Annotated in this window: 2 protein-coding genes; both read right to left on the reverse strand. The window is 66.8% G+C overall.

Features of this window, described 5'->3' with window-relative positions; genetic code table 11:
* Nucleotides 1-2,612: efflux RND transporter permease subunit (locus HUK84_RS12680; RefSeq protein WP_176640620.1), on the reverse strand; the 2,612-nt coding region annotated here is incomplete at its 3' end.
* 258 nt (nucleotides 2,613-2,870) lie between these two features.
* Nucleotides 2,871-3,513 (reverse strand): sensor histidine kinase (locus tag HUK84_RS12685; protein WP_218064357.1); only part of this gene is annotated, 643 nt, incomplete at its 5' end.

Here is a 3,513-nt window from a genome sequence, read left to right on the forward strand (position 1 = left end):
GGCAGGTCGTGGCGGGCGGCGTCGACGACGCGCGCGACCTCTCGCGAGACGGCGCCCAGGTCCAGCCCTTCGTTCGCGGCGTAGATGTCGAACACCGGCATGATGTTGTAGTGCGCGACCTCGCCCGCCGTGCCGGTCTGCGTGAGCTGGCTGAGGCCGCCCAGGATCTGCGGCGCGCCGTTGGCCGGGTTGCCGTCGCCCCGGTCGATCGGGATGGTTTCCAGGTCGTTCAGGGTCTGCAGGAACTGCAGCGGCGTCTGGATGTCGACCAGGTGCGACACCCCGGTCTTGGGGTCGAGCCAGTAGGTCGGCGCGACCTGGCCGCTGCCCGACAGCACCGCCAGCGTGTTGTTGGCGATGTCGGCCTCGGTCAGGCCGGTGCCCAGCGCGTAGCTGCGCCGCGCATTCACCCGCAGGGTGGGGGTGTTCATCGGTTCCTGCACCGAGACGTCGGCGATGCCGGTCACGTGGCGCAGGCGCGCGGCGAGATGCTGGGCGAAGATGAAATTATCCGCCAGGTCGCGGCCGGTCACCTGCACGTCGATCGGCGAAGGCAGGCCGAAATTGAGGATCTTGGCCGTCAGGTCGGCGGGCATGAAGGTGATCTGAGTGCCGGGGAAACGGTCGGCCAGGCCGCGCCGCAGGATCTGGCGGTAGTCGGCGACCGGCGAATCCTCGCGCTTGAGCGTCACCGTCAGGTCGCAATCCTGCGCGCCCACCGTGGGGGTCGGGATGAAGGCCTGGTTGAGGCCGCTGAAGGGCAGGCCGCAATTCGAGACGATGTCATCGACCTGGCCGGGCAGCAGGCGGCGGATTTCCGCGTTGACCAGCATCGAGATCTTGCCGGATTCGTTCAGCTTGGTGCCCAGGGGGGCGCGCATATGGATGGCCAGCGCGTTGGAATTGATCTCGGGGAAGAAATCCTGGCCGACGAACAGCAGCAGCGCCATCGACGCCAGCGTGACGCCCAGGAAGGCCGGGATGAAGCGCCCCCGGGTGGCGACCAGATGCGCCAGCAGGTCGCGATAGCCGTTGCGGAATGCCGTGAACCGGGCCTCGAACCCGCGCTGGAAGCGGCCGAAGAAACCGCGCGGCGCGTGGTGCGCATGCGGGTCGGCATGGGCCGCGACCTGCGCCGCCAGCAGGTATTTCGCCATGGTCGGCACCAGGGTGCGCGACAGGATGAAGGACGCGATCATGGCGAAGATGATCGCCTCGGCCATCGGCATGAACAGCCAGCCCGCGACCCCGGTCAACTGGAAGAGCGGCATCCACACGATGCAGATGCACAGGGTGGAGACGAAGGTCGGGATGACGATCTGGTTGGCCGCGTCGATGATCGCGGTTTCCAGCTCCTTGCCCATTTCCAGGTGGGCGTCGATGTTTTCGATCATGACGGTGGCGTCGTCGACCAGGATGCCGACCGCCAGCGCCAGGCCGCCCAGGGTCATGACGTTGATGGTCTGGCCCGCCCAGCCCAGCCCGATGACCGAGCACAGCATGGCCAGCGGGATCGAGGTGGCGATGATGATCGTCGAGCGCCACGAGCCGAGGAACAGCAGCACCACCAGGCTGGTCAGCAGGGCGGCGGTGCCCATTTCCTGGACCACGTCGCGGATCGCGTCCTTCACGAAGATCGAGGCGTCGTTGAGGATATGGATCTGCACGCCCTGCGGCAGGGTGGCGATGACGGAGGGCAGCAGCGCCTTGATCCCGCTCACGACGCTGAGCGTCGAGGCGTCGCCGCTTTTCATGATGACGATCAGCACCGCCTGGTGGCCGCGGACCAGCACCATGTTGGTCTGCGGCGGGCCGCCGGAATGCACCCAGGCGACGTCGCGCAGATAGACCACGGAATTGCCGACCTGCTTGATCGGGATGCTGTTGAAGGTGTCGATCTCGCGCGGGGTGGCGTTGGTCTGCACCATGAAGTCGAAGGCGCCGATCTGCTGGTCACCCGCGGGCAGGACGATGTTCTGCCGCCCCAGCGCGTTGCCGACATCGGTGGCCGACAGACCGTGGGCCAGCAGCTTCGACTGGTCGAGATCGACCATGATGTTGCCGGGCTGGCCGCCATAGGGATTGGGAATGGCAGCACCCGCGACCGAGACCAGCGCCGGGCGGATCAGGTTCGAGGACATGTCGTAGATCTGCGACGCGGTCATCGAATCGGACGAGACCTGGAGCGTGAGCACCGGCACCGACGACGCGTTGTAGGTCAGGATCAGCGGCGGCGTCATGCCGGTGGGCATCTGCTTGATGACGGTCTGCGACACCGAGGTGATCTGGGTCTGCGCCACCGAGGTGTCGGTGCCCGGCTGGAAGAAGACCTTGACCACGCCGCGCCCGTAATAGGACTGGCTTTCGATATGCTCGATATTGTTGACCGTCGCGGTCAGGGCGCGTTCGTAATAATAGATCACGCGGCCCGACATGTCCTCGGGCATCAGGCCGGTATAGCCCCAGACGATGGCGACCACCGGGATCTTGATGCTGGGGAACACGTCGGTCGGGGTCTGGACGATGGCCCGGAAGCCGAACACCACGATCAGGATCGAGAGGACGACGAAGGTGTAGGGCCGCTTGAGCGCGGTGACGACGATGGAATTCATGCGCGCGTCAGGTCCTGGGCAAGGGAATGGGGCGGACAGGAGACGATGCCCCGCATCCCGCGATCGCGCATGGCCCGCCCGGTCCGATCCGGCTGTCCGCCTGCATGCATTGTCGTCGCTCCCCGGCTGTCTCGCGGCTTCGTTAACATGTCACCCCGGTGCGCCAATGAAATTCCGGTTTAGAATGTTCGATTGGGCGAAACGCGCATAGCACGCCCGCGCGGCCCGTCACAGGCCGCGCCTGACGGGTCTGGCCGTTCAGGCCGGCGGCGGCGCGGGGGTGGGAACGGGCGGGAAGACGATGCCGAACAGCGCCCCGGGACGCGATTCGCGCCTGCGCGTATCCGAAATGGTCAGGGCGGCGTTGTGCAGGCGCAGGATGGCGGACACCAGGCTGAGCCCCAGCCCGCTGCCGGGGATGTGGCGGCTTTTGTCCGAGCGGTAGAAGCGGTTCATCACCGCCTGGCGTTCCTCGGGCGCGATGCCGATGCCGGTATCGGCGACCTCGAGCCGCGCGCCGTCGCCGTAGCGGATGACGGACAGCGAGACCTCGCCCCCGGCATCGGTGAACTTGATGGCATTGTCGATCAGGTTGGCGAGGACTTCGATCAGCAGGTCGCGGTCGCCATAGACGGGGACCGGCGCGTTGCCCGACAGCAGGTCGAGGCGGATCTGCTTGGCCTCGGCGATCGGTTCGTAGAGATCGACGATGTCCGCGGCGATTTCCTGCAGGTCGATGACGGCGAATCCGACCCGGCGACGGGCGTTCTCGATCTCGCCGATGCGCAGCAGGGCGGTGATGATCGAGAAGCACTGGTCGAGATCGTCGATGGCGCGCGCCACCACCCCGCGCAGGGCGTCGGCCGATTGCGTGCCGCCCTGCGCGCGGTCCAGCCGGGCG

The sequence above is a fragment of the Nguyenibacter vanlangensis genome (assembly GCF_013376155.1).
GTDB classification, from domain to species: domain Bacteria; phylum Pseudomonadota; class Alphaproteobacteria; order Acetobacterales; family Acetobacteraceae; genus Gluconacetobacter; species Gluconacetobacter vanlangensis.